The following is a 26,480-nucleotide window of genomic DNA, read 5'->3' as shown; positions in this document are numbered from 1 at the left end:
CTGATATAGAATGGATACGAGAAATGAGTACTCCAATCAAATCACGAGGGTATTTTTCCTGTCAAAGGGAGTGTAGCAGAAAAGTGAGGGCTGCGCTATGACGTACCTCTCTTTTTTGAGAAGGTCAGATCAGGCAGCAGCGACGTATGAGAGTACTGGTAACAGAGGGGGTTCTTGCGGAAAATGATGTGAAATGGCGTAATTTTTATATTTTTTTAACACGAACGGGTATTGTTTTTGCTATACTGGTTGCACGTTGAGTTGATGAGTCGTTATTAGTACGTCAACTACCCCTGAACTCACTGGAAGCCGCCCGATGAGATACGGGCGGTTTTTTTCTGCTCAAAAGAGGTGCCTTGCCCCGGGAGACAGGGCAAAGACACTTTAGCGATTCCGTTCATTACGCACAAACAGGTAGGTCCCGGCCACCATAAAAATGACGAAGAGCACGCCGATAATCAGCAGATTGAAGATCGGATTCATTAACACAATCTGGTTATAAGCTGGATCACCTATATAGATGATGCCGCGAAGTAGATCAACAACATAGCGGAGCGGCGTGAGTTTTGAAAGAATGTCCAGGTACCAGGGAAGCACACGTATGGGTGTGAATACACCTGATAGCAGAAATTGCGGCATAATAAGGAAAGGGATGAGCTGCGATGCGGCACGAGCGCTGCTGGAGAGCGACGCAAGCAATGTGCCGAATGCGCCTCCAAACAGACAGGTAGCCAGAGCCGCTGGGATGAGCAAGAGCGCGGCTGTGAGCGAAAGATGCAGGCCGAAGAGCAACAGTCCTGAAAGAATGATCTCAATGCATTGGACAAGCGCGACTGTTGTTTCGCCAAGAATCTTGCCGAAAATGATTGCGTAACGCGAGACCGGCGCAATAAAGAGCTCCTGAGAGAAATCGGTTTCTCTTTCCTCGATCAGAGAGGTAATGCCCATCATCGGCGTTTGAAACAGGTTCATTGCCAGCATACCAATAATGCTGAAGGTCGTCAGATCATAGTTGACTGCTCGCCCGAGATTGCTCTGAAGCGTCCCGGTAAGCCCACCAACAAGGATGAGTGGTAAGATTAATGAGAAGATCAGGCGCATGGGATCGCGCAGGAAGCGTAGAATATCGCGTCCTGCGATAGTCATCATTGCATTCCATGTCACAAAGCGCACCTGTTTTACTTCCGGGCGGATAATAGTCTGTATCATGTATAATTACTCCTTTTTAGTCCTCTTGCCGGATGATTTGGAGGTAAACGTCTTCTAAAGAAGGGGTGAAGGTTTTTACGGTGGTAAGTGGCGTCTCAATTGCCTTGAGCACCTTATGCATCTGCTGATTGGCCAGCGAAATCGAGAAAAGCTCTTCTTCCACAAAGGGCAAGCCAAGTGCCTGTAATTCTGCTCGCAGACTTTCGCGATCGTCGGCATGAAGAAGAAGTTTCGACTGCGTAAGCTCATCCTTGATCTGTTGCGGAGAGCCCTTAGCGACGATGTGTCCATGATTCAGAATGCAGAGCGCATCGGCTCCCTCGGCCTCTTCAAGGTAGTGTGTTGTGAGAAAAATGGTGATGCCTTTCTGTGCGCGAACCTCTCGCAGGTAATCCCAGAGTCGCCGCCGACTTTCAGGGTCAAGGCCCGCTGTTGGCTCGTCGAGGAAAAGCACGTCAGGATTATGAAGCAGGCTGCGGGCGATTTCAAGCTTGCGTTTCATGCCACCAGAAAAGGTTTTCACCGGCTTAAACAGGCTGTCCGCGATGCCGAGCATTTCCGCCAGTTCCTGAATCTGATCACGGTAAGCCTTTGGCATCATGCGGTATGTCATGCGATAGGGGTAAATGCCGTACAGGGTTGCATGTAAACGTACGTTCTCTTCGGCTGTCAGGTGAAGGTCCAGGGTTGGTTTCTGAAACACGATACCGATATGTTTTCGTACCTCGTTTGCCTGTGTTGCCAGATCATACCCGGCAATGCGCACAGTGCCACTGGTCGGAGCCAGGGTCGTGGTCAGAATGGAGATTGAGGTTGTCTTACCCGCTCCGTTGGGTCCGAGAAACGCGAAGAGCGAACCTGATGCGACCTCAAAGGAGATGTGATCGACCGCGTTCTTTGATGATTTCTTATACCGCTTGACCAGATCCTGTACAAACACGATTGCTTCAGAAGGAGTTTTTTGTTGTGAGCGTACACCATCGTATGTACTTAAAACAGATTGTCGTACCATTTTTCATAAGGCCTTTCTAGCTATATGTTTAAGAAGTACCGGGGTTCGCTCACAAGTATAGAAGGGGAAAGGATGAAAACACATCATCCTTCGTGACGAAGAGAGAGGATGATTTCGCGGGAGGTGCTGAATGGATTAGAGTAATCCCAGGCGCCGCGCTGTCTCGCTTGCTGCATGTCTGTTATGAACCTGAAGCTTGCGGTAAATGCTCTGTACCTGCGAACGTATTGTATTGATGGAAACAATATGTTCCCGGGCAATTTCAGCATTGGAGAGTCCGGAAGAAAGGAGGCGCAATACGCGTAATTCCTGCTGAGATAGCGAGTCCTGTAAAGGAGAGAGTTCAGTTACTACTGTTGCGGGACAGGGCATACTTTGTATCAGATCATGCGCGTATTTGCGGATCGTTGGGCTGGTGAAATAGGGCAACGAATCACGTAAAAGGGCTTGTAAGGCCGGTCCTTCATCAAGAAAGAGACGCTGGAAGCCCTCGGGGTATGCAGCCTCAAGCGTTTCTTGCAGGAGTGTTCTGGCCCTGATTGGTTGCTCCAATGCGGCGTAAGCCCGGGCTAGCAACAGCTTTATCTGAAGTGCACTGCGGATTCGTCCCGCTTCTATTGCGCTTGCAAGCATACTCGACAGAAGATGTAGCACCTTTTCAGACTCACCCTGAAACAGGAGAATGCGAGCATGCAACAGGGAAAGCTGCTCGTGTAAGGTGTCTGACAGAGCGCCATTGAATAGTGTTGTGCTGTGTTCCTGAATCGGGGCGGCCGCCGGTTGATCGGGAGCTGGAAGCGCTCGAATACCCTGCTTACTCATAAATGTTTCTAGCCAATATTGCGCAGTCGCTGTGTCACCGAGTAAAAGGGTGTACTGTACATAACTTACGAGTATATCGGAGTGGAACAGGTGTGAGAATGACGGTTGCATGTTACTCCAATATTTGAGTAGTTGGGACAGAATAGAGCATGCCTGTTCGGTTTTTCCCTCAAGGTGGAGCAAACGGGCTTCAGTAATTTTGATAGGTATGGTGAGAAACTCGTAGATGTTTGCCTCGGCCTGTTCAATCACGCCCAATAAATCCTGCATTTTTTGCTGCATCGCATGCTGGTCATTCCACTCATAGAGAATCTGCGTTTGTCCCAGAGAGGCAATAGCATAAGCCTGCATCCGCTCATTGATCGGCTCAGGGCCCTGACTCTGCTCGAACTCCTGATAGTATTTGATTGCCTGATGGAGCTTTCCCTGCTCAATACAGAGCATCGCCAGCAGAAACGACATTCCACGAGCCGCGTCAGCGCTGCCAACTGCACGCCACTGCTGCTGTGCTTGCTCAAGGTAGCCTCTGGCCTGATCCAGTTGTCCCTGTTGCAACGAAGAGACGCCCAGGACCATGAGACTGCTAGCGCGCCAACCTGTCGCGGTCTCTGCTAGCTTTTCAAGCGCTCTGGATGCATAGATGACTGCCAGTTCTTGCTGATTGAACCGAAAATCGAGCATGGCTCGAAAAGCGTCAATTTGTGCCTGAATTGCATCATTTTCCGTTTCCTGACAGAGAGCCTCGGCCCGGTTGAGGAGCTCGGTTGCTTGATGCTGAATATCACTACGAAGCTCTGCTTCTTCATCGTGCTTAAAGAACAATACCATCGCTTTTGTAAGGCAAAGTTCAGCAGAATTGTGTAGATAATGTGAAGGGAGTTGCTGTATCCATTGCGATATAGTGATATATTCGTGTATCGCTTGAAATTGGAGATATTTGCTGATATAGCGCTTAATAAAAGCGCAAGCACACTCATAGTCCTCTGCTTTTAGTGCGGCTTCAATTGCTTCTGCCTGAAAATCGTGTTCCATCAACCAGCGAGCAGCGATCGAGTACAGGCGGCGAATCTCGTCTTCTCCCAGTTGCCGTCGTGCCTCATGCTGCATCGCCTCGGCAAAAAGGGCATGGTAGCGATACCACTCATCATCAAGCGTCTCAAGAAAGCCGTTTGTACGCTCCATCGCCTCTAGAAGCGCCCCGCTCTCCTGGTTGCCGCTCACCTCCGCACAGAGGGAAGGGTGCAGGCGCGGGAGAATACTTGTACAGAGCAGGAAGGTTTGCAGCGGCTCAGGAAGCGCTTGCAGCACTTCGAGCACGAAATACTCTCGGACCTGTCGCTGTGTGCCGTTGAAATGGGATATTGTATGTTGTATCTGCTCTTGCGTCTGTTGTCGTTGGAGCGAAAGCGATAGCAGGCGGAGTCCGGTCGGCCAGCCTTCCACACGCTCATGAAGCTGCTCAAGCGTTTCTGATGGAAGAGAAAGCGAGGCTGTTTGCCATAAAAAGGCCTCCGTTTCTGACAAAGAGAAGCGCAGGTCGGTCGCTTGAAACTCGTTGAGCTCTCCGCGGGCACGCAGCCTCGCTAAGGGGAGAGGTGGTTCATGGCGAGAAAGAAGGATGACATGCATATTTTGGGGGAGATGTGTGATAAAAAAGTCGAGCAACTCGTGAATTCTGGTATTAGTGATAAAGTGGTAATCTTCGAGCACAAGCAGGTTTCCGCTGGTGTCGGATGCGAGTTTGTTGAGAAATGTCGCAATGATCTCTTCGAGAGAGAGTGGCTGAAATGCAAGCGGAGAGGCCGCGTGAAGCAGGGATGCCAGTCTATCATCTGTGGTCTGAAGCCAGCTCTGACAGGCATGCAGAATGGTATACCAGAAGCGGAGGGGATCATTGTCCCCACTGTCTAGCGCGACCCAGACTGCCCGTATGCTTGTTTGGCGCTCGCTCAGCCACTGGTTGAGAAGTGTTGACTTGCCGAAACCTGCCGGAGCCGAAAGTAAGGTAAGGCGATACGACTGCCAATCATCGAGGCGTTGAAAGAGCTCAGGGCGCGAGATAAGGCCCTTTGGGAGTCGGGGCGGATGCAACTTTACTTCAAGCAAAGGCGGAATGGACTCGTGCTCGGCTGCTTGTGATGCTTCTGTGTGCTGAAAGCGCTCGGTGACTTCTTCCAGCCGTGCAATGGTGACTTCGGAGGTGCGGCCAATATACTGCTTGCTTGTACGCCTCTGGATCGAGCGGTACGCATACCAGTAACTCCCGCTCTGCTTGATCGCTTCTTTACGCGCGGTACAATATGCGCCCGATTGGCTGTAAAAGGCAAAAGAGGTGATGCTTTCCAGCCAGGAAAACCAGGCGGGAGTATCTGGAATAAGGAGATCCCGGGTATCATTTTTGATGATTTCATAGCTGTGAGTTTGGGGTGACCAGCGTACAGCATGGGGCGTTCTTCGGGGCATGCTTCTCCTTTCCGCTTGCGATGCGGCACCTTCTCAATAACTCATGCAAAGTATATCACATAACCCGGCTTTAGGTAATACAGGAATGATTCCTCATTATTTCTGGTATTTCCTGCCGGTGTACGGGTGAAAAAAGGGCATGCACTCAATGGCATGCCCTCAACTACGCTCGTTATTTTAGCGTACAGCTTTTTGTGCCACTATCGAGTACATCAGCGGCAAATTCGGCTGTTCTGGCGGGAGTTGCCAGCGCTGGTCAGGCAATTCCTGCATATTCTGGAATGGCTTGAACCCGTTAGCGTATGGATACTCCTTGAAGTCAGTGAGTGTCAGGCCGCTTCCGAGCAGGGCGCCGAGGATCTCAGAGATGTTCCACGAATAGAGGTGGCTCCGATGCGGGTTCTTGAAATCCTTCACGCCTTCTTCGCCCGATGTGCCGAACAGCAGCCCTGTGTCTGAGAGCGCGACGTAATCGCCCACGCCGCTTTCTTCGGTGAACGCACGGCCCTCCGTAAAGTAGGGATAGCGGCGCTCCATGTCCCATTCATAGAGCATGCAGACCGGGTGAAAATCGATGACGATAAAGCGGCCTCCCGGCTTGAGAACGGCTGCGATGCCTTGCGCCCAGAGAGGCAGGTCAGAAAGCCAGCATAAAGCGCCATACGAGCAGAAGACGATGTCAAAGCGTTGTGAGTCGTGAGCCGCCTCTGCAAGCCAGTCGTAAACATCCATGCGGTGGAACGTGGCGGGAATGCCGCTCTCCTGCGAGAGGCTCCGGGCAAAATCAATCGCTGTGTCGCTGATATCGACTCCGGTGACAGATGCGCCCAGGCGGGCAATGCTCAGGCTATCCTGGCCAGAATTGCATTGCAGGTGAACGACAGAGAGACCATTCACGTCGCCCAGGAGCTCGCGTTCTTCCGGGAACAGGGTTGAGCCGCCCCGTCGAAAGAAGGCAGCTTGATCGCCTTTGTGGCTGTTGTGTGCAGCCGTTGCTGCATTCCAGGAAAGCCTATTCTCTTCGTGTGCTTTCTTATCCATATAGTGAATTTATTTCCTTTCTACTGCGCTAAAACATGCTATGCCGATCCCTCGTGGAGGTAAGAGAGCTCATTTGGGTGTTGAAGGTCAAAAAGTGTCTATGATGTGATGTAATGGCTGATGCGAGGCGTAGTGCGGGAAGGCAGAAGAAAGGAACGATCAGAGCAGGCGGAGAAAACCGTACTCCAAGCGTACGACATATCTGTTGCGTCTTTCCCGCTGCTTACCATCGACGCGAGGAACCGGTAAGCAGCGAATTATCCGTTTTTGCGTAAAACCGTTAAAAACCAGGCGCTTTGTGAATCGCGACCCATCTGTTTGCTTTCTCCTATGTAATCTAGCTACCAGTATACAGGAAAATGTTACCGAAATCAAGGACCAATATGTATAAAATGACGTTTTTTAACAATACTGCGTACGCACTTTATGGTATGCTGCGTAGGAAGAATGGAGGGCGAACATGTTTCATAGCACCTGTCTGCGGACCAGATTTGCTGAACCCGGAATCTGGGCGCACTTTGCTCGCACGCTTGAGACAACGGTTATGCGTAGTTGCTATGCTCGAACGGTGCATGAGGCGCTTGGAAACTTGCGGCAATGGTCTCGAGCTGATCGAGAGCTGATACAAAGAGCGCTGGAACGGCTCTATGAGACGCATGGTCATGTACGTATGGAAGAGTTGGCCGCTCATTGTGGCCTCTCGCTGCGTCAGTTTGAGCGGCGTTTCAAGCGACGAATGGGCCTCGCTCCGAAAGTCTTTGCTCGCCTGTTGCGCTTCGAGGCTGCACGTGATGCCCTGTTGCAAGGACAGGAGGCGGATGCTATTCGGTTCGGATATCAGGATCAGGCGCACCTGATTCGTGAATTCTCGTTTTGGTCGGGAATGACACCCGGAGCATTTGTAGAACGAGCGCGTCAGCGAGCAGCGCAAACCCAACGCCCTCAACGACAACATACGTTTATTGCTCTCTTTTTAGTATAAAGGAAAATACAAAATGAGTATGTGGAATGGAATTCATCATATTGCACTGGCAACCGCGAATCTGGATGCAACCATCCAGTTTTATCGCGATGTTCTACAGATGACTATAAGTGCTGTTGCTCCCTCAAAAGAGGGACGAGGACGACATTGCTTGATCCTGGTCAAGGAAAATGATGAGGACACGTGGGGCTTCCACTTTTTCGAGCGACCAACCGTCGGCAAGGGGGCTCAGACGCTTGCTGAGGTCGATCCGACGGCATTCCTGATGCATATTGCGGTTCGCCTGAGAGATGAAGCAGCCGCCAGAGCACTGCGCGAGCGCCTGGAGCGGGTTGGCACGCCCATTACAGATATCCCTGAGCTGGGAACGTTTGTCTTCCCTGATAACAACGGCATCATCTTAGAAGCAACCTGGCCGCGAACGGCTTAACCCTCAAAGTGTCGTGGTGTGTTCTTGCTTGCCTGCTATGAAGCGAGGCGAATGGTGCGATCTCCTCATGCACCATGTTTGCGACAACTTTGTGACAAATAGATGATATGCTTGCGACAACTTCCACCTATACTTCATAGCAACAACACAAAAGGAGAACACACCATGACCATTGCTCAACATATTACCAGTACCGTTTCAGCTATTCTGCATTCGCATCCAGCGATCGAGCAGCATGTGCGGGGGTGGCTTGAGCATGACGAGCTTCCGATTGAGGATCAGAAAACGCGCACACTCGAAGAACTTGAGCAGGAAGAGGATGCTATCTTTACCCTGCTGGCGAACTCGCTCTTTGACACTTCCAGCATAAACTAGAATGCGCTTGTCCTCTATTTATAGAGCCAGTTGATTCCCCGGCAGGGAGGGAAGACTGTCGGGGTAGCTGTGATTTGCTGAACTTCAACTTTCAATCGTTCCATTCCAGAGAGAACGCATTGCTTCGCTGGTCTCAAGCAATTGCTCAAGCGGTCCAGCGGCCACAAGACGTCCATCCTGTAGCACAAGGATCTGATCAGCCTGTTGCAGCGCGAAACGCCGATGTGATACAAGCAAGCAGGTATGTGCTCGATTGGTGAAAAGGCGTTCCCAGAGCTGTCGTTCAGTCTCTACGTCGAGAGCGCTGGAAAGATCATCAAAAACAAGTAGATCAGGCTCGCGTAAGAACATTCGAGCCGCCGCCGTTCGCTGAATCTGTCCTCCTGAAAGTTTGGTTCCCTTCGGCCCGACAACCGTTTCTAGCCCTTTCTCAAGCATCTGAATATCTCTCTCCATCACAGCGGCATGAATGGCAGCATGCAAGCGCTCTGGCTCGTCAGGAAGCCCCATCAGAATGTTCTGCCTGAGCGTCTCACTGCATAGACGGGGCACCTGTGGCGTGTAGGCGCTCTGTGGGGGGACGAAGAAGCTGGCCGGGTTCGTGATCTGTTGACCGTTCCAGTAGATCGCTCCACTTGCGGGAAGCAGCCCCAGGAGCGAGCGCAACAGCGTTGATTTCCCCGAACCAATCCGCCCTGTGACAACCGTGCAGGTGCCCCGAAGCAGCAGAAAGCTGATATCCTCGATCCCCTTTTTGCTTTGCGGGTGCAGGTACGTCAGGTTGCGCGCCTCCAGACGCGTAAGCGGTTCAGCCTGCCTCTGAGGCTGTGGCAAGGCGGGATATGTGCCACGAAGATGAAGTGGACTCTGATCTACAACGGCATTCTCAGGCACATCTGCGGGCAAGATTGCCTGTAATCGCTGTAAAGAAACTCCTGCCTGCTTCCTTTTTGCCAGCCCGATGCTGAACTGAGCAATGAACGCGGTGATCTGGTCCAGGTACAGGATAAAGAAGGCAAGTTCCCCAACAGTAAACGAACCCTGTTGCATTGCCTGAGCCGCCAGAAGCAGGATGATCCCGAACGCAATATTCGTAGTATTGCGAGAGACAGAAACAAGTACAACATTCGTAAAAAAGAGGCTTTTGAGTGTGGTCTGACGGCGCTTCTCATTCAAATGGCGTAGATGTGCGATCACATACTGCTGTGTCCCTGTAAGCTGAATCGCCTGCGTATTTTTCAGTACTTCTCCGAGAAAGGAGCTGACAGCTCCTGCTGCCTGTCTGCTCTCCCGATGGTAGGCGCGAATGCGAGTTGTCATGCGCTCCATCAGGATATTTGAACCTATCATCGGAATAAGTGCAACAATGGTGATAAGCGGATTAATTGATAACAGCGTAATGATGGCGATCAGTGCCTGTACACCTGCACCAAAGGCCATAAGGTTATAGACAATCGGCTCTGAAACCTGATGTGCATCCTCTCTGAAGCGGTTTAACATGTCTCCGGAAGAGGCTGGAAGCGTCCGGGCTCCTGTTTTCATGATGATCTGCTGGAAGACATTGCGCCGCAAAAGCGCCTTCCCTGTTTCAACGCACGTTGTGTCTGTGGCAACGCTGCTCAACATAGCAAGCACTCTGGCGATGCCAGCACCCACCAGAAGCGCCCCGAGCGTCCAGAGATTCCAGCCCGATTGGTGCCGATGACTGATTGAATCGAAAAACGCCGCGATGATCGGGCCAGGTAGAAGAAGAAAAATGCTGCGAAAGATCTGCAAAAGGGCATTCAGCAGATAGAGCTGTGGAGCGTACATAATGATTTTGAAGAGCCCGTTTTTCATGCGATAACCTCCGTCAGGCCGCTCTGGATGAGCTGTGAGAAGCGTGATGTGGGATCAGAAGCAAGCAGGTGACGCTCGCCATGTTCGCGGATGTGGCCATCCTCAAGGATCAGGATGTCATCGACGCGTTGAATGGTGTCCAGGTGGTGCGCGATGATGATCCCCGTTCGGCCCTGAAGCAAGCGCCCAATTGCCTGTTGAAGCAGTCTTTCTGTCGCTGGATCGAGTCGAGATGAGGCTTCATCGAGGATGACGATATCAGGATTGTGCAGAAACACGCGCGCAAAAGCCAGCAACTGAGCCTCTCCTGATGAGAGCATTCCGCCGCCTTCTGTCAGCACAGTATCCAGGCCATGCGGCTGCTCTGCAAGCCATTGCGTCAGGTGAAGCTCAGCGAGCGCGTGCATGATTTCTGTGTCTGAGATGTTCGGATTGAAGAGCGTCAGATTTTCTCGGATGCTTGCTTGAAAAAGCTGGACATCCTGCGTGACGACGCCAATGCGGGCACATAGTTCCGCACGGGTTGTCCTCCGTATATCCGTGTTGCCAAGCAGAATCGCCCCCTGCTGCACGTCATAGCCTCGATAGAGCAGACGCGTAAGGGTGGTTTTGCCACTTCCAGTTCTCCCGAGTATCCCGAGTGTACGGCCTGATCGTAGCTCAAATGAGATATCATGAAGTACCAGTTTTTCTGGAGCGTACCCAAAAGTGACATGCTCAAAACGAAGGGCAAGCGGTCCATCTGGTAAGAGGCCCCCTTCTCCATCGACGATAGCGCTTGTGGCGCTGTGGAGCTCCGTAACGCGTTGGATGCTTGCCAGCGCCTTCTGAAATCCATCAAGATGGAAGGTGATCTCGATCAGGCTATTCGTCAGCAAATTTGTGTAGAAAAAAGTGGCGTATATTGTGCCAAGGCTCATCTGTCCATGTCGCGACAGGTAGGCCCCGAGCGTAAGAATTGCAGCCATCAGCGCCTTTGCCCCGATTTCAAGCGCTCCCGAGAACAGACGGCCATAGACGCTACTCAAGCGGGCTGTGTGCAGAATGCGTCGGGAGAGCCTGTTCAGCCGTTCCATAACGTAGGGCTGTGCGCCGTTCCCACTGATATCCTCAAGGCTGGAAAGCCGTTCTTCAAAGAAACTGGCAAGCTCTGCATCGGCCTGTCGAGCTGCCTGAAACATTGGTACACCTCTTTTTTGAATCGGCTTGAAGAGCGAGAACAGGAAAATGGTGAATATGAGAAAAAGCAGCCCGGCACGCCAATCAGCCATAAACGCAATTACGATGATGCCAAGCAAGAGCAGAAAGCGACCAAGCATGACGAACACGAAGTTGGAAAAGAAGTCTGAGAGCGTGGCGATATCCCCGTCAACGCGCTCAAGAAGCTCGCCTGGCGTGTGCGCTTTATGGAAATGCATATCCAGATTGAGACAGTGGAGTGTCAGGTCAACGCGCAGCTCGTTCGTCGCTCGCCAGCCAACAGCCTCGCTCAGGTAGCTTGCAAAGGTAGTGCACAGTTGATTGAAAATGGTAAAGCAGAAGAAAAGGAGTACTGGAATAAAGAAAGAACTACTTGGATATTGAAGTGTATCTATAAAATTTTGCAGAAGAAGCGGGCTGAGCAGTTCAAGGCCGATGCCTCCCAGGAGTAAGAGAGCAAGTATGCAGACATTGAAGCGCTGCGAAAAAAGGTAGGTCCGCAACAGGATCAGGTAGCGTTTCATTCTGTCCCCTTTTTAGTGAGAGTAGTGGTATTGGAGTAGAACATTTTTAGTATCCATATTCGATGTATCGGTTATCGTTATATCCGCGATCGATATATCTGTGTTCGATATAGTAACCGCTGCATCGGGTGTCTGTCAAGCCCTGCTTGCTGCAAAGTGGTTGGTCTTCGGGCATCTGAGCAGATCAACTGAGAATCGGTATACTTTCTCTAGAAGAGTTTGTGGGAAAAGGTAAGAGGTAGAGAAAGAGAAGAATACTTGAAAAAGGGATAAAAAAGAATGTAGGATAGAGATGTATTATGCTGTGCTATCGTGCCGGGGGACACGGTCAGCACATCAAGGTCTCTTGCACATGGCGATAAAGCGTGAGGCTGCTTCCCGAGCTAATTGAATGGTATGTCCCTGCTCAGAGAGACAAACTGTTTTTCAGAAAGGAACACGTTTGCATGCATCAAGCCGTAGAGAACTTGCTTCAGAGTGTCTTACAAGGGTCTGAACTCTCCGCTACTGAAGCGCTGGAACTGGCAACTTTTGATGATATGCCTACGCTATTAGGTGTAGCATCACAATTGCGAGATCAAGGCCATCATCAGCGTATTTCCTATTCGCGTAAAGTGTTCATACCGCTTACACAGCTTTGTCGCGATGTTTGTCACTATTGCACGTTTACAAAGCCTCCGGTGCGGGGGAAGCGCTCCTATCTAACGCCAGATGAGGTGCTTGAGATCGCCAGAGCAGGTGTTCAGGCAGGTTGTAAAGAAGCGCTCTTCACGCTTGGCGACAAGCCGGAGCTGCGTTATAAGGTGGTCGTGCAGGAGCTGGCTGACCTGGGTCACGAAACGACGATCTCATATCTGGTCGAGATGGCCGGGCTGGTTCTGAAGGAGACCGGGCTGTTGCCCCATGCGAACCCGGGCGTGTTGAGTGCTGCTGAGCTGGCTGCTCTGCGCACGGTGACGGCTTCGCAGGGCATAATGCTTGAAAGTGCGTCCAGGCGGCTTTCTGAGCGCGGTGGGCCCCATTATGGCTCGCCGGACAAGGAGCCGTCGGTGCGTCTGGAAACGATTCGGCAAGCGGGCGAGCTGCGTATCCCCTTTACTACTGGCATACTGATCGGTATCGGTGAGACGCGCCTTGAGCGTATCGAGTCGCTTCTAGCGCTGCGTGAGCTGCATCGTCAGTATGGGCACATTCAAGAATTGATCATTCAAAACTTCCGTGCCAAACCGGGAACACGCATGGCGAAAGCGCCTGAACCCGCGTTGGAAGAGCTGTTATGGACCATTGCTGTTGCACGGCTGCTTTTTGGTCCTCGGATGAATATTGAAGCGCCTCCCAACCTTAGCCCTGGCGTCTATGAACGGCTGGTGGGCGCAGGGCTGAACGATTGGGGTGGTATCTCACCTGTGACGCCCGATCACGTGAATCCCGAGGCGCGATGGCCGCATCTCGACGAGCTGGCAGAGCGCACCAATAGTGTGGGTAAGGAGCTGGTTGAGCGCCTGACAATCTACCCGGAATATGCATTGAAGCCGCATGAGTGGCTCGATCCAAAGGTTGCACCGTTGGTCTTGCAGCAGCTCGACAGTGATGGTCTGGCTCGGGTTGATACGTGGTCACCGGGAACAAGCGTGCAACTTCCCCTTGAAAAGGATCTCGTGCTGCATCGGAGGCCACCTGAGCGCTCTACCGCAGTGGTGCGTGAGTTGATTGCACGGGCGACTGAGGGGGAGGATCTCAATGAGCACGAGATTGTGCGCCTTTTTGAGGCAAGGGGCGACGACTTTGCAGCAATCTGCCAGGCAGCGGACGAGCTTCGCAAGCGGGTGTGCGGCGACACGGTCACCTACGTGGTCAATCGCAATATCAACTATACCAACATTTGTTACTTCCGTTGTCAGTTTTGTGCCTTCTCGAAAGGGAAATTGAGCGAAAACCTGCGTGGAACGCCATATGATCTTGCTCTGGAAGAGGTGGTCCGGCGGGCAAAAGAGGCGTGGGAGCGTGGCGCAACCGAGGTCTGTATGCAAGGCGGCATTCACCCTGAGTACACGGGTCAGACGTACCTCAACATGTGTCGAGCAATCAAGGAAGCGGTGCCGGAGATCCATATTCACGCCTTCTCGCCGCTTGAGGTCTGGCAGGGAGCGCAAACGCTTGGGCTCAGCGTACGCGAGTTCTTGCGGCAATTGAAGGATGCCGGGCTCGGGACGCTTCCCGGGACTGCTGCCGAGATCCTGGACGACGAGATTCGAGCGCTGATCTGTCCCGACAAGCTCAACACGGAACAGTGGCTCTCGGTTATTGAGGAGGCGCATGGGATCGGCCTTCGCACGACCGCGACGATCATGTATGGTCATGTTGAGCGACCAGTCCATTGGGCGCGGCACCTGTTGCGGATTCGCAATCTCCAAAAGCGAACAGGCGGCTTTACGGAATTTGTCCCGCTCCCATTTGTGCATATGGAGGCTCCACTGTACTGGAAGGGGCGCGCGCGTAAGGGACCGACCTTCCGCGAGGCCGTATTGATGCACGCTGTGTCTCGTCTGGTGCTACACCCATATATTACAAGCATCCAGGTATCGTGGGTCAAGATGAGCCCCGAGGGCGTGCAGGTGTGTTTGCAAGCGGGTGCGAACGACATGGGTGGAACTTTGATGAATGAGAGTATTACACGAGCTGCTGGCGGAGAGCTCGGCCAGGAGCTTCCCCCGGCACGGATGGAGCAACTGATTAGTTTGATTAAACGAGTTCCACGGCAGCGTACGACGCTCTATGGCGATGTACCCGAGGAGCGCTATCGGGCTTCACTGGCCGCTCCAGAGCTGCAGCCAATTGTTTTGACTCCTATCAAACGCTACATGCGTAGCAAGCGCCCGACTTCAAATGCTCAAAATATAAACTAGTTTGGATGAGACCAGTTTGTGCAAACCAGTTTACGTAAAGGCGAGAGATTGGTGGTATATGATGGTTCCGGATGATGCGGCAGCGATGCGCCAGGCACTGGCCTGTGCACGAAGTGTCGAGGGGCGCACCAGCCCTCGGCCACCGGTAGGTGCTGTTGTGGTGCGTGATGGCGAGGTCATCGGGCAGGGGGCAACTGCTCCCCCCTATGGCCCGCATGCCGAAGTGTTCGCGTTACGTGAGGCCGGAGAACGGGCAAGAGGGGCGACGCTCTATGTCACGCTGGAGCCTTGTTGTATTACCCGGCACACACCTCCATGCACGGAAGCGGTGATTGCAGCGGGGATTCGCCGTGTTGTTGTGGCGATCTGTGATCCGAACCCCCACGTGTGTGAGCAAGGGATTGCGCAATTACGCGCTGCTGGAATTGAGGTGACAGTGGGTGTTGGTGAAGAGGAAGCTCGCGAAATAATTCAGCCGTTTCTCTCCTATATCTCGAAAGGCAGGCCCTATGTAACGGCAAAGTGGGCCATGACGCTTGATGGCAAGCTGGCGACACGCACAGGGGACTCGCGCTGGATCAGTGGCCCGCGGTCGCGTTTGCGGGTGCATCAGCTTCGTGACCGGGTTGATGCGATTCTGGTTGGCGCAGGGACGCTGCGCCAGGATGACCCACAATTAACGGTTCGCTTGCCTGAAAAGCTGCGTGGTAAGCCGCGTCAGGGGCCACTGCGCGTTGTGATATCCGCTTCGGGCGATGTACCGCAACAGAGTCGGCTCTTCTCGTCCGAGCTGGCTGAGGGAACCTGCCTGATCGTTGGCGAAGGAAGTGAGCGCCGTGAGCTCCTTCAGCGCCTGCGTGAGCGTGGTGTCTCTGTGCTTGCCGCACCGCTTGACGCGCGTAATCAGGTGGATCTGGATGCTGCATTGCGGTTGTTGGCTCAGGAAAAAGATTGTATGCACGTGTTGCTTGAAGGGGGAAGTCACCTGCTGGGGAGTGCCCTTGATTGTCGGCTGGTCGATCATGTGCAGGTCTTTATTGCACCAAAAGTGGTAGGCGGCTCCACTGCCAGTTCACCGGTCGCAGGCGTCGGTCTGGCCCTGATGTCCGATGCATTTCAGCTACAGCATATGTATACAGAGATAGTCGAGCATGATATGTTGATAGAGGGAGATATATACTATGGTCCGGGAAATGGGAACTGAGGCCAATCAGTTTTCGGTGCTGCATGCTGCTCGTATGTTGCAGGAAGGGCGCCCGGTGCTGTTGTATGCTGGCCTGCGCGATGATCCGCCGGTACTCTGTCAGGCCGGGCAATTTGTCACTGCTGAAACAGTTACTCGCTTGCTGTTGATTGCGGGTGGTGAACTGCGCGTCCTGTTGCGTCATGCCCGTCTGGATGCTTGCCGGCTGACGCCTCGCGCTCGGGCTGGTGAACCTGCCAGCCTGGTACAAGAGATCCGCAGGCTGGTTTTTCTATCTGCCTGTACTGACGATCAGGAACCGCTTCTCATGCGGGTTGATGCTGCTGGCTATGAGGAAGCGGCGCTTGATCTCCTGCGCATTGCTGGTCTGGAAGAGGTTGCGGTGCTCTACGAGGTGCGGAGTGCGGTCGATGATATCGCGTTGCTGGAACTGGTAATGCATCTGGATTGCGGTATTACTTCTATCGAGGCAATCAGGCAATACCGAAAGGCCCGCCGTGTCAGCCTGATTACAGAAATACAGCTACCGACTATCTATGCTCCATTCCGTTTGCAGCATTATCAGGAGCATGAGACGGGGCTCCCCTATCTTGTGCTCCTGCTCGGGGATCTAACAGGCGATCCTCCTCCGCTTGTGCGCCTGCATTCTGAATGTAAAACCGGCGACGTATTTGGCTCATTGCGTTGCGATTGTCGTGCGCAGCTTCAAGCAGCGCTCAAAGAGATTGCGCAGGAGGGACGCGGTATGATAATCTATTTACCGCAAGAGGGGCGGGGAATTGGCTTGAGCGGCAAATTACAGGCGTATCGTTTGCAGGAGCGCGGCCTTAACACGATTGAAGCAAACGTGCAACTGGGATATCCGGTCGATGCACGCGACTATACCAGCGCTATAGAGATTCTACGTCATCTGAAATTGCGCTCGCTTCGCCTGCTGACGAACAATCCGAAAAAGCTACAGGTAGTGCAGGAAAGCGGTTTTCAGGTTGAGCGAGTGCCGCTAGAGATCGTGCCTGACAGCGCGAATAGAGCCTATTTACAAACGAAGTATCAGCATATGGGCCATCTCTTGAGCCTGTTTGCGGAGTAGCAACTGATTGCAGGAGCATATGGGAAAGAGCAGCAGGAAGGGGGGATCTTCCCGCTGCTCCCGTGCTACCTCTTCTACACTCAATCTATTCTACCAAGAGATAGCTACGAGACACCTTAACAAAGTGAAAAGCCGTCTTCCCGCTTACGAAGCCGCTCTACTCGACTGATGTTGTTTCTTTTAAAGATGAAGGATATTGATCTTGATCCACTGCTGAAGCCGTCTCGTGTCTGAGAAGATGTATGACTCAGGGAGTATAAGTGGATACCAATTGTCTTTGTAGACAAGCCCATACACTGGTTGTTCATATCCCCTGACACATCCACATCCTTCTACACGACACTCAAGCCGGGCCCCGATTTTTCGGGCTTCCCGTTCAATTGCCGCTAACTTTGCCTGTGGACTGAGTTCCAAAATGTGTACCTCTCACAAAAACATCTACGAGCGAATAAGAGGTAGCACATATTTTATATACCATTACTTCTATCCAGGAGTAAAGATATATAAGAGAAATTATGTACTTTGTTGAAAGGAAAGGAGGCAGACGAAATAAGCAGGGATCAGAAGTATCACTTTTGCTATCTGCAACAAGAGCAAACAAGCAGAAAAAGAGAAGAAGGAAGGTGTAACATATGAAAATAGGGATTTTTTCAGATGTACACGGAAATTTTGTTGCGCTGCAAACTGTTCTGGCCGAACTGGAACAGGAACAGGTTGACCGCTTGCTATGCCTCGGCGATATATGTGCACTGGGGCCACAGCCTGCGGAAGTAATTGAGCGTCTCAGGCAGCTCCAGTGTCCGGTTATTTTAGGGAATACCGATGCATGGTTAGAAGACCCGTTACTCGCTCGTGAGAGTGAGGCCGAGCGGCATCGTATCTTCTATGAGCTGGCGTTATGGAGTGCCGAACAGCTTTCGGAGAGTGATCACGCCTTTATTCGGTCCCTCCCGTCGACGCTGCATGTGCCGCTTCCGCAGGAAAACTCGCTGCTCTGCTTTCATGGCTCTCCGCGCTCATTTGATGATGTCATTGCGGCGGTCACGCCTGACGATGAGGTTGCACGTATGCTGCAAGGGCAGACGGCGACGGTCATGGCGGGTGGTCACACACATATTCAGATGGTGCGGCGCTATCAGGACTCATGGATTCTCAATTGTGGTGCCGTTGGCCTGCCGGGTGTTAATGCAGGGAGCCCTGAACTGCCGCAGAACCAGAATGTTTGTTGGGCCGAGTACGCAATTCTGCGTGTTGAGCAGGGACGGATCTCGCTTGAGCTTCGTCGCACGCCGCTCGATGGCAGGCAGCTCGTTCAGGCGCTTGAGCGCTCTTCGATGCCCCATAAAGCATGGTGGTTGCAAAAGTGGCGTATCGATTGATGCTCGATGTGCGTACACAAAAATGCGTATAGAGGACGTGATACTTCCTGAACCGGTGCTATACTAAAGCAAGGTTCCGGAAAGGAAGGAGGATGTACATGAACGACTACAATCGCAAGGTTATTGAGGAGTTCCGGGCGAATCGGGGAAAAGTCGGCGGTCCATTCGCGAATACGCCGCTGCTGCTTCTGACCACAAAGGGAGCACGTAGCGGAAAGCCGCATACCACGCCGCTTGGCTACCTGCCTGAAGGCGAACGGATGCTGATATTTGCCTCGTATCTCGGAGCTCCGAAGCACCCGGCCTGGTATCATAACCTCGTTGCCCATCCTGAAGTGACGGTTGAGCGAGGTGACGAGACCTTTGAGGCGCGTGCAACCGTGCTCGAAGGTGAGGAGCGGGAACGCATGTGGCAGAAAGCCGTGACAGCCTTTCCCTTCCTGCTTGAGCATCAGGCGAAAACGTCGCGCCAGATCCCGCTTATTGTCCTGACGCCTCGGGAGCGCTTGTAGTGAGGAAGCACGCATCCGAGTGTTTGCCTGCCTCTCTGGTTCTCGTGAGGGAGCCGTCAGGCAGGCGTTTCTGTGTCCCTGAGAGATTCCAGTTGTATCTGGCTGATCGCTGCATCTATGTAGCTGCTGAGCCACGCGAAATCGCTCCAGGAGCAGGCGGCACAACAGAAGCACGCGTTCAACTAGCCAAAAAACAAATGCAGAACCAGCAGAATACATACTCACCCCTTCAGAACATACTTACTCTGCAAAAGAGTATCTCACATGGTGAAAGTAGTTGCAAGCAAAACAGCCAAAATGGCTAGCAGTTCTGCACTTTTCTCATAGAAAAGGTCTTCAGCTCCCTCCATAGCACTATTCAGGATATTTTATGCATTTTTGCTGCATATACAATTCCACCAATTCCACTTAAACTGTTCCCTCCTCTGAGAAATCTCCTTATTGTTCAGTGACTCCTCTTGTTTGTGGCATACGTATTCTAGAGTAGGGGAATGAAAAATAGGTAAGAAAGAGAGCAAAGGTATGTTCAAGCGTATCCTTGTGCCGCTGGATCGCTCAGAAGTTGCCGAGAAGGCGCTTCCTGTCGCGTTTCGCATTGCCCGAGCCACAGGAGCCTCAGTTCTTGTGTTGAATGTCCTTTCATCGGGCACTGATTATGCATGGACTATGTTACAGGCTCCAATGGTGATAGGGGAATATGTTGAGCAGGAGCAGCAAGATGCGCAGAAATACATGCAGAAAATAGAAGCGCTTGGCCAGAAAGAGCAAGTGTCACTGAGCTCGCTGCTGGCGCGTGGCAATGCCCCTGATACCATTATGGAAGTAGCGACCGAGCAGAAGTGCGACCTCATTGTACTGTGCAGTCATGGTGCAAGTGGCTTGCAGCGCTGGGTGATGGGAAGCGTTGCCGCTCAGGTGGCTCGTCATAGCACAGTGCCGACCCTGATTCTCCAGGAAAAGGCCGAACAGAGCATCGTGCAGCGCGTCCAGGCGGGGCAGCAGATCAGTGCTCTGGTGGCGCTTGACGGCGGTCCGGGAGCCGAAACGCTGCTAAAACCGGCGGTCTATCTTTCATCTCTCCTCTCCTCACCGAAGCCCGGCAAAGTACGATTGATCCACGTTGTATCGCAGAGTACCTTGAGGGGAAGAGATGAGAGCGGGAGACATGAGAAGCAGATGAAGGAATTCGCGAAACTGGGTGCGGAAAAGTATCTGAACGAAGTAAAGCAGCGAATAGAGAAAGAAGTAGGCGCGCAACTTTCCTGTCAGATCGAGACCGTAGTTTTGAGCGGGAGTGATGTCGCATCGGTCTTGCTCGATACCGCAAAGTCCTGTGAGCAAGCTGGCGAAGGGGCTATTCTGGCACTGGCAACGCATGGGCGCAGTGCCCTGTCTCGCTGGATTATTGGGAGCGCTGCTGATCGGGTGCTCTCGACCTCGCAACATCCACTGTTGATCTATCGCCCGGAAGAGGCACAAAAACAGCCTCAAGCATAGAAGAAAAGGGCTACGTCCATTGATGCGTAGCCCTTTTCTATGATTTTAAGACTCTGTTTTTCCGCTTTGTTCAACGACAGGGGTATCTCTCATAACAGGGGCGATCTTTTCGCCTTGAATACCTGTTTGGAGGAGAGCACTGTTGCTGGAAATACTGCTGCTGCTTGTGTGCTTTCTCCCGGCCTTCCCTGCAATCGGCTTGCCGAGCGCTTGTGTCTACCCGGGTGAGAGCCTGCTTCCAGCATTGCCCACCCTGAGACCTCAGATGGTGCGGGTATTGCCACGGGGCCGCTGCTTGCATCCGCCTTGATGGCCGTTTGAAAGCAGACAACCGAATACAGCTTACACCTTCCAGAAGCGGATAGTACCATCGGTGCCAGCAGATGCGATTCTGGTTCCATCAGGTGACCAGTCGAGCGCTGTAACCTCGCCTTCGTGTGCCTGATAGAGCGTCTCACGTTCACCTTTTGCGCTGTTCCAGATATGGACAGTGCGCGTGCCGGCAGAGGCGACTTTTTCCCCGTCAGGCGACCATGCAAGCGCGTTGATGCCCTCCTGATGGCCCTGATAGGTAGCAAGCGGAATACCGGTCGCGGGATTCCAGATCTCAATATTGCCGTCGGCGCTGCCATAAGCCAGAATGTTTTTCTTCGGCGACCAGCGAAGAGCCTTAATTGCGCTTTTCGTCACGCCTCGGTAGACCCGGCTATGCTCACGGAACGTGTGATTTTCGCCTTGCACCTCCATAAACCAGAGCTGGAAAGCGCCATCTGAACTGGCGGCAACGATATACATGCCATCAGCCGACCAGTCAAGTACTTGCACGTCTTGCAGCTTGATCGGATAGCTGACGAGCACTTTTCTGGCTTTGATATCCCAGATATTCACGTTCGTCCCGGCAACGCTGGCAATCAGCCTACCATCCGGAGACCAGGCAAAATATTGGATAGGCACCGTCTCCTGACAGATCTGGAGCAGCGTGCCAGATTTCGCGCTCCAGACCTGGATGATGCCATCGTTGCTTGCGGAGGCGATCATTGTCGACATGCCGTGTGGGCCCCAGGCCGCCTTTTTGACCCGCGTGCGGTGTCGTTGATAGACCTGGAGTACTTTCCGGTTGGCGACGTCCCAGACATAGATATGTTTCTCGTTGCTCCGCGCAAGCAACTGCTCGCTATCAAGCGACCAGCCAACCATAGTGACTGGCTCGTTCTGCCGCCAGAACAGCTCAGCCTGGGGAAGCTGCTGTTGCTGCTGGACAAAGAGCGGAGTGGGTGGTGTTAGTGAAAAGCTGGAAGGGCGTCGCAGGGCTCCTGTGGCGCTTGTAGATAGGGCGGCCTGTTCCAGTGCCATTGCAAACGTCTGGATATTACGAAAGCGCTCGTTCGGGTTCTTTGCCAGAGCGGTAGCCACAACCTGCTCGACGACCGGGGAAACTTCCTGCGCCCTGCTGCGAAGCGATGGCGGTGAAAATGCGAGGTGCTGGGCGATGACCTCCCTCGGGGTTCCTTGAAACGGCAGGTCGCCGCTGAGCCAGAGATAGACGGCGAGGGCCAGCGCATATTGGTCGCTTGCTGGTTGGGGCTTCCCTTGAATCTGTTCGGGAGCCAGAAAGGAGACAGTGCCTCGCGCAGCCTGCATATTGAGCGAAGAGCCTGAATTGGGAATCGCCGTAATGCCGAAATCACTCAGTAAAATCTCGCCCTGAGCATTCAGAAGCATATTTTCTGGCTTCAGATTACGGTGAAGCAATCCATGCTCGTGTGCGTATTGAAGGGCGCTTGCAATCTGTTTGACGTAGCGTACCACCTGCGCCAGCGGAAGCCGCGTTCCCTTTGGAATATGCTGCTGAAGCGATCCCCCTGATGCATATTCCTGCACCAGAAAGGGCTTGCCTGCCTGAATGCCAAAGTCAAGCAGACGAGCAATGTGGGGATGCCGAAGGCTTGCGATTGCCCTGACTTCCTGATTTGCTTCTCCTGCCTCCCTCTCCGTAAGTGTAGTCTGTAGAATTTTTATTGCTACTTTTATCTGCAATTGCTGGTGCTCTCCTAAATATACCTCAGCAAACCCGCCTTCTCCCAGAAAGCGAGTCAGCCTGTACTTACCCCAGCTTTGCCCGATTACCTGCTTCATGCGTTATATACCTCACCTGATGAGAAATAATAAGTCCCTTAATGCGTAAAACAACGTACCCTTTACTCTCTGAAACTCTACCGAGAAAAGATATCGTTTGTCAATGAATTCATAACAAATAAGCATACGACAAAAACAGTGAAATCTATCACGCGTGCTATTTGCTGACTATTTATGTCATACATGCTTCTGAGTAGTGTTACTGACAAATAAAGGGCGGAAATGGATGCCGCAAAGCGCTGCCCATAAGCACAAATGGGACGCAGAGAAATTGCCATACCTATTTCTAAGGAATCACTGTATGTCTCACCCATTGGTTTCACGCTGGTCAATAGAGGGGGAGTGTGCGGGCCGCCAAAGTGCACCCGACTGTAGTGGGGATGTGCATACATGCGATCTGTTCTATCGAAGTCGTATGTCACCTGCTCTTGTCATTGTACCATATTGGCGAAGAGGCTAATTGCAGGTTGATGGTGCAGCGCTTATAAGGTGCAAGCAGCATATCAACATCTCGTGGCGCCTGATGAAGCGCAATTGCATTATTATGATAGAGCTGAAGCCCGTTTTCGTCATGTAATAGTGTAAATTTTTTGAGGAATGCTGCATCTCTCCGAAAGCGCCTGGCAACGCGATCCTGTGGACGACGAGAAAGGAGCACCCAGGTAACCTGCTTCTCTGGCTTGAGGAGCGCTCTTTCCCAGTAATGTCTGTTTCCCTCTCCGACAAAGTTGCGGAGGGCTATAGACAAATCTGGGAGAAAGACTGCACCCTCATCCAGAAGAATACGTTCTCCCTGCTGGTAATAACGCAATAGCGTTCGTACGGCTGGCTGCGCGGCCTGACATGAATAGCCATATTGTCCATCATAGAGGGTGATCACACCCTGAGAAATGAGCAGGAGCGGCTGACTGAGCACGATAACGATGCACAGAGCGATTCTGAATATAGATACAGGAAAGTGAATGGCGCTGATGCGATCGATAAAGAGTGCAAGAGCAAGAGCGACAGGCACAACCATTGCTGCACCATAGCGTACATTATAGATCGTGGTTGGCCCTGTTCCAGGAATGTAGATGACCGCCTGGCCATTATAGAGAGCAAGAGTGTAAAACGGGAGCGGCGCAAAGAAGGGGAGAAGGGCCCAGATGGTGAGCTCCCGCCGATGTTGAATGCAGTAAAAGAGGATCGCTATTCCTGCAAGAAGCAGCGGAACGGGACCGATCGTTGCAATTATAGTAGAGAGATAGGTCTGTAGGGCGACAGACAGGTTGTGAAAGGTTGAGACAACGCCCTCCTGAATCAAGCCTGCATGTTGTGTTTGGGCTGAAAAAGCGCCATGCTGGAACTCAAGCGGATCGCCGAAGAGGGCAGCGTTCCAGAGAAACCAGAGGAGAATGCTGAAGCCGCCCGCGAACAGGAAGAGCGTCATGTGACCTATCAGTTTGCTGAGAGAATAGCGCTTCTTCCAGCATATGAGAGCGATAAGTGGTAGAAGGAGTATAAAGAGGAACCAACCATCATAGCGTGAAGCGGTGGCTGTATTGGTCGCAAGTGCGCAGAGGAGAAACGTGCGGGTGCGCCCGCTCTGAATCCAGGCAAGAAAGCAAGCACAGGCAATGGTTGACGTGCAGATACAGACCAGCTCTGATAGCGGAGTCGTCTGAAGATAGAGAATGTTCGGATTCAGCAGAAAGCAGAGCGTTCCGAGACAGCTAGCAGGTTGGTTTCCTGTCAGGCGGTGGGCGCTGTGATAGAGCGCGAGTGCCGTTGCCACATAGCAGCACATGGAAACAAGGCTTCCTGCTAGTCCGGTGTGCCAGAGTGTGTCATTCCAGATAAATGGAAACATCAATATATGATGAAATGGGAGCCAGACTGTACCAAGTTGTGCCAACCCCGGGGTGAGGCTATCAAAGACCTTTCGTGCTATCCGAAGATGGGAAAGGGCGTCGGCATACAGAAGTGTTTCCTGTCGAGCCAGAAAGAATAGCAATGCACCTGAACTGCAAATGATTGCACTTATGAGCGTAAGGCGGAGCCAGAGATGTGATTTGCTCTCTTGCTTTGAAAGTGCAATCTCAGGTAGGCGATGTAAGAAAGGGGGTGCGGGAACATAGGGCACAATATCCCCCTGCCTGATGTTCGGGCGTGATGTTTTGATTGCACTCCTCTGTTTTGAGGCGTGCCTGTGCCTTTGGTCTCCCTGTTTTTGTGAGGAAGAGACAAGGTGAAATCCATGTGCGGTCTTCTGCCAGTAATGTGGTTCCCGTAACAGCTCGTAGAGTGCGATGAAAGCTGCAAGCCAGGTGAGCGCCCAGTAACAGAGGATACCCAATGTCCAGGGAATAAGCTGGTAGTGTTCCTTGCGCATGCATCCATACATATAAAGAAGTACATAATAAAAGTTACCGAACACAAAGCAAAGAAAAGCCGGATAGAAAATCGGCGCGGGAAAGAGTTGCTGATAGAACCACTCGACCGATGGGCGTGCCAGAAAGTAGATGCAGGAAAGGATCCACATAAGTGGAGTAAAAAAGAGAAGTGTTACACTACTTCCAAGCAGAATATTGAGCACGAGTAGGTATCTCGGATTTGTTTCTCGTAAAAGGTTGCCTGGCTGTCGGATATGTACAAAATAGGTTTGCATATATCCCTTTATCCAGCGGGAACGTTGCCGTAGCCAGAAGAGCAGCTTCGAAGTTGCTTCTTCTTCTGTTGTCGAGTCGATCATAACTGTTCTGAGGCCACGACGCGCGAGCCGCAGGCCAACATCACAATCCTCAGTCACGTTATAGGCATCCCAACCACCAAGCGAGCGTAAATCAGCAGTGCGAAAGTGGTTGGAAGTGCCTCCGAGCGGAACGGGAAGTCCCAGGCGCTGCAAGCCTGGCAATATCAGATGAAACCACATGGCATATTCGGCGGCGTACCAGCGCGTAAGCAGGTTTTGTGAGGCGTTATAGCAACTGAGCTTCGCCTGCACACATGCGACTTCAGGTGGCTGCACAGCAAAGGTAAGAGCTGCCTTTTTTAACTGAAGTAGGTCAGGAATATCTTCAGCATCATAAATAACAATATAGTGACCTCTTGCCCACATTAACCCGTAGTTGCATGCCCGTGGCTTGGTGCGTGGGCGCCCGGCAGGAACCACAAGCACCTCGAAATGCTCAGGAAGGTGCATTCTTTTCAAGGCTTCACGTGTCTCTCGATCCTTTTTCTCAACAAGAAGGAGAATCTGGAGCTTATCAACCGGGTAATCCAGCTTTAGCAGTGCCTGAACTAACTGAGGCAAGACGGCTGATTCTCTGTATAATGGACATAAAATAGTATAGGAAGGCCACGGAGCACCCTGTAACCTCTGTAGTAATGCTTCATCGATCGAAAATGTATCGGATCGAAGCGCTGTTTGGAATGACAGGCTCAGGCTGAGCGCCAGGGTCAATATATAGAGGAGAGTAATAAGACCCATTACGAGCGTCAAGAAGCTCCACTGAAACATAAATACTGCAAGCAGACACGTACAGAGTAGAAAACCAAGTATCACGCGTTGTGCTCTGGTCAGGGTCTTGTGTGCTGAATGCTCGGGTCGACAAAGCGAAAATGATCCTGGAAGAGCGCTATACCGCTTGATATGCTTTCGATAACCAAAGCATTCTTTGTACTTATCTATCTGTAGTTCATGCTGTTCATGTTGTAAGAGCCAGGCTCTAAAGTGATGTTCCTGGGCCAGACGGCCTGATGTAGACGGGCGAAGGTGAGCCGGTGATTGTGTGCTCTGTTCCATATCATCACTCTCCTGCTCTCTTCTGTATACGCTTTCAAATCGATAGGTTTATTTTTAGCATAACCATATGGGGCA

General features: G+C 52.1%; 18 protein-coding genes. 10 read left to right on the top strand and 8 right to left on the bottom strand.

Annotated features, from left to right (window positions below; genetic code table 11):
• Positions 1-384: 384 nt before the first annotated feature.
• From KTH_RS07175 to KTH_RS07160, 4 genes are all read right to left on the bottom strand, one after another.
• Entirely contained in the window at positions 385-1,209 is an 825-nt protein-coding gene (locus KTH_RS07175) for an ABC transporter permease (RefSeq protein WP_497617516.1), read from the bottom strand.
• Positions 1,210-1,225: 16 nt separating this feature from the next.
• A complete protein-coding gene (locus KTH_RS07170) occupies positions 1,226-2,221 on the bottom strand; it encodes an ABC transporter ATP-binding protein (RefSeq protein WP_497617514.1) in 996 nt (331 codons plus the stop codon).
• Positions 2,222-2,356: 135 nt separating this feature from the next.
• Positions 2,357-5,506, bottom strand: a complete 3,150-nt coding sequence (locus tag KTH_RS07165) for a winged helix-turn-helix domain-containing protein (RefSeq protein WP_497617512.1) — start codon at positions 5,504-5,506, stop codon at positions 2,357-2,359.
• A 177-nt stretch (positions 5,507-5,683) separates the two neighbouring features.
• Positions 5,684-6,547, bottom strand: coding sequence for a class I SAM-dependent methyltransferase (locus tag KTH_RS07160; protein ID WP_497617510.1), 864 nt, complete (start codon positions 6,545-6,547; stop codon positions 5,684-5,686).
• A gap of 460 nt (positions 6,548-7,007) precedes the next feature.
• Between KTH_RS07160 and KTH_RS07155 the strand changes: the two genes are divergently transcribed.
• The 3 genes from KTH_RS07155 (at position 7,008) to KTH_RS07145 (ending at position 8,334) form a co-directional block, all read left to right on the top strand.
• Positions 7,008-7,529 carry a helix-turn-helix domain-containing protein gene (locus tag KTH_RS07155; RefSeq protein ID WP_111321758.1) on the top strand — a complete coding sequence of 174 codons (522 nt, stop codon included), beginning with the start codon at positions 7,008-7,010 and terminating at the stop codon, positions 7,527-7,529.
• Positions 7,530-7,542: 13 nt separating this feature from the next.
• Complete coding sequence (locus KTH_RS07150; protein ID WP_497617508.1) at positions 7,543-7,959, top strand: VOC family protein; 417 nt, start codon at positions 7,543-7,545, stop codon at positions 7,957-7,959.
• A gap of 165 nt (positions 7,960-8,124) precedes the next feature.
• On the top strand, positions 8,125-8,334 hold the full coding sequence (locus KTH_RS07145) for a hypothetical protein (RefSeq protein ID WP_497617506.1): 210 nt from the start codon (positions 8,125-8,127) through the stop codon (positions 8,332-8,334).
• An 84-nt stretch (positions 8,335-8,418) separates the two neighbouring features.
• On the opposite strand, the gene KTH_RS07140 is transcribed toward KTH_RS07145, so the two are convergent.
• Both KTH_RS07140 and KTH_RS07135 read right to left on the bottom strand, forming a co-directional pair.
• Positions 8,419-10,173 carry an ABC transporter ATP-binding protein gene (locus KTH_RS07140; RefSeq protein WP_497617504.1) on the bottom strand — a complete coding sequence of 585 codons (1,755 nt, stop codon included), beginning with the start codon at positions 10,171-10,173 and terminating at the stop codon, positions 8,419-8,421.
• Positions 10,170-11,897: an ABC transporter ATP-binding protein gene (locus KTH_RS07135; RefSeq protein ID WP_497617502.1), complete on the bottom strand. Its 1,728-nt coding sequence runs from the start codon at positions 11,895-11,897 to the stop codon at positions 10,170-10,172. Before KTH_RS07135 ends, KTH_RS07140 begins: the two co-directional genes overlap by 4 nt.
• 446 nt (positions 11,898-12,343) lie before the next feature.
• Here KTH_RS07135 and cofH point away from each other — a divergent pair, with 446 nt between their 5' ends.
• The 7 genes from cofH to KTH_RS07100 all read left to right on the top strand — a co-directional run bounded on the left by cofH (position 12,344) and on the right by KTH_RS07100 (position 20,795).
• Positions 12,344-14,803: a 5-amino-6-(D-ribitylamino)uracil--L-tyrosine 4-hydroxyphenyl transferase CofH gene (gene cofH, locus KTH_RS07130; RefSeq protein ID WP_497617500.1), complete on the top strand. Its 2,460-nt coding sequence runs from the start codon at positions 12,344-12,346 to the stop codon at positions 14,801-14,803.
• A 58-nt stretch (positions 14,804-14,861) separates the two neighbouring features.
• Positions 14,862-16,007: a bifunctional diaminohydroxyphosphoribosylaminopyrimidine deaminase/5-amino-6-(5-phosphoribosylamino)uracil reductase RibD gene (gene ribD / locus KTH_RS07125; RefSeq protein ID WP_497617498.1), complete on the top strand. Its 1,146-nt coding sequence runs from the start codon at positions 14,862-14,864 to the stop codon at positions 16,005-16,007.
• Positions 15,985-17,097, top strand: coding sequence for a GTP cyclohydrolase II (ribA, locus tag KTH_RS07120; protein WP_497617496.1), 1,113 nt, complete (start codon positions 15,985-15,987; stop codon positions 17,095-17,097). Before ribD ends, ribA begins: the two co-directional genes overlap by 23 nt.
• 632 nt (positions 17,098-17,729) lie before the next feature.
• Positions 17,730-18,476 (top strand): metallophosphoesterase family protein, encoded by a 747-nt coding sequence (locus tag KTH_RS07115; protein WP_497617495.1) that lies wholly within the window; start codon positions 17,730-17,732, stop codon positions 18,474-18,476.
• A gap of 98 nt (positions 18,477-18,574) precedes the next feature.
• Positions 18,575-18,988 carry a nitroreductase family deazaflavin-dependent oxidoreductase gene (locus KTH_RS07110; protein WP_497617493.1) on the top strand — a complete coding sequence of 138 codons (414 nt, stop codon included), beginning with the start codon at positions 18,575-18,577 and terminating at the stop codon, positions 18,986-18,988.
• A gap of 522 nt (positions 18,989-19,510) precedes the next feature.
• Positions 19,511-20,485 carry a universal stress protein gene (locus KTH_RS07105; RefSeq protein ID WP_497617491.1) on the top strand — a complete coding sequence of 325 codons (975 nt, stop codon included), beginning with the start codon at positions 19,511-19,513 and terminating at the stop codon, positions 20,483-20,485.
• A 142-nt stretch (positions 20,486-20,627) separates the two neighbouring features.
• A complete protein-coding gene (locus tag KTH_RS07100) occupies positions 20,628-20,795 on the top strand; it encodes a hypothetical protein (protein WP_497617489.1) in 168 nt (55 codons plus the stop codon).
• 32 nt (positions 20,796-20,827) lie between these two features.
• Here the strand turns inward: KTH_RS07100 and KTH_RS07095 are convergent, their stop codons facing one another.
• Both KTH_RS07095 and KTH_RS07090 read right to left on the bottom strand, forming a co-directional pair.
• Positions 20,828-22,621 (bottom strand): protein kinase domain-containing protein, encoded by a 1,794-nt coding sequence (locus KTH_RS07095; protein ID WP_497617487.1) that lies wholly within the window; start codon positions 22,619-22,621, stop codon positions 20,828-20,830.
• A 418-nt stretch (positions 22,622-23,039) separates the two neighbouring features.
• On the bottom strand, positions 23,040-26,405 hold the full coding sequence (locus KTH_RS07090) for a glycosyltransferase (protein ID WP_497617485.1): 3,366 nt from the start codon (positions 26,403-26,405) through the stop codon (positions 23,040-23,042).
• Positions 26,406-26,480: the final 75 nt, after the last annotated feature.

Source organism: Thermosporothrix sp. COM3 (genome assembly GCF_059696735.1).
The sequence above is the reverse complement of the archived record's forward strand: the minus strand, read 5'-3'. Positions and strand labels throughout refer to the sequence as shown.